1 protein-coding gene is annotated in these 1466 nt (G+C 49.2%); it reads right to left on the bottom strand.

Annotated features, from left to right (window positions below):
• The coding region (locus ACFTXQ_RS36590) for a hypothetical protein (protein WP_382649985.1) at positions 1-1264 on the bottom strand (1264 nt) is incomplete at its 3' end.
• Between the last annotated feature and the right edge of the window lie 202 nt (positions 1265-1466).

The following is a 1466-nucleotide window of genomic DNA, read 5'->3' as shown; positions in this document are numbered from 1 at the left end:
CACGGAGGGACCGTGTCAAAGCCTCCGGCCCACCCAACTGTCCTTCTGAATACAAAATTTGCTTCGCCGCCCCATGCGAGAGTGTCTGGACGTTCATAAAACAAACACAACAATCCGAGAGGAATCGATATTTCCTGATAAAGGGCCGGGTTTGTCTTCCCGATCGTGGAAACTCGTCATCCTCATCGCCGCAAGAATCATCGTACATATTTTCTGCGTCGAGAACCCTATAAATTTCCTGTTTCTCCCACTTTTCCGATCCATCGTCAACAAACTCAATACCACCTTGCGTCTGGTAGCCAAAGTTTTCGGAGAGTTCAGGATCATTTCCCAGCACTGACGACGTCTTGGCATATATGAATATAAGCGGGGATGTGCCCCCCTCCACCTGTGGAACGTAGACGACTAAGTGGGAGAATTGAAACGCATACCGAACTTGAATATCCGCCGCGTACAGTTCAATGACGCCTTCACGATCAAGCTTCGATACCTGCATCTCGCCGGAACAATGAAGGTTGATCATGTCGGCGCCATAAGTTATTCCATCACCTTGCATGTTTGACAGAATAGAATACGCCTTTGCAGCGTCGTTAGTGGCAAAAACGCCTGGCGCGGTGACGGACTTAATGTTGTTTTCTCGCAGTGAACGTATTAGTCGCTCAATTACGGCGGACTTCGTTGCGTTGGGATGCTCTCCATATACTTTCTTGAACAAGCGGTACGCACGATCTAGCTCGCTACGGCCTTGCCCCTGCACATAAGCATCGCCTATCGTTGGACTAAAAAAGTCATCGAGCCGCGGCATCAATCGAGCGAGAACACCAGACACTTCCTGCTCGTTCTGAAGGATCGCAGCGTGCGTGATACTGTTCCGCCACTTTTCAACTTTCAACAAATCTTTGCGTAATTTCTCCGAGATTTCCAACCCGCAAATGTCATTCAGGCGATCAATGGATTCTTTGAACGTGACAGTGTGGACATCGTCGTTATCGTATAGGTGCTCAATATCACCGGCACGACGCTTAGCGTACGCGGCGCGCAGTTTTTGGTTGATCTCTGAAAATAGCAGGATTTCGTTCCGTGAACTCAGCAAATATTTTAGAAGTATCTCGATGCCATGCTGCATGCTGAGGATGGCATCCTTCAGTTTGAAAAAACGCTGAACCTCCTCCGCCCCTGCTTCGCGCAAATCCTCATATTCTTTAAGAAACGAGTAGGCCTTTCTGAGAGAGTCGAGGCCGTTATCAATCAAGGATATTTTCATGAACTGTTACCGTTTGCTTCAACAGGCAGGAATCAACCGAACGACGTGGCTTACCTAGGCGTGGGTTGATGCGCACTATAGCAGAGGGCAGTCGTCAATCCTTATGCACGCTGATGCTCAGTCAGGCGACGGGGTTAAGGAGCAGACATCGATGCCGCGAGATTTCGCTTTGGCTCTACGGTGGAGCGCTTGTTACTACGTG

Origin of the sequence: Streptomyces sp. NPDC057010 (assembly GCF_042673805.1) — a bacterium.
GTDB lineage: Bacteria > Actinomycetota > Actinomycetes > Streptomycetales > Streptomycetaceae > Streptomyces.
The sequence above is the reverse complement of the archived record's forward strand: the minus strand, read 5'-3'. Positions and strand labels throughout refer to the sequence as shown.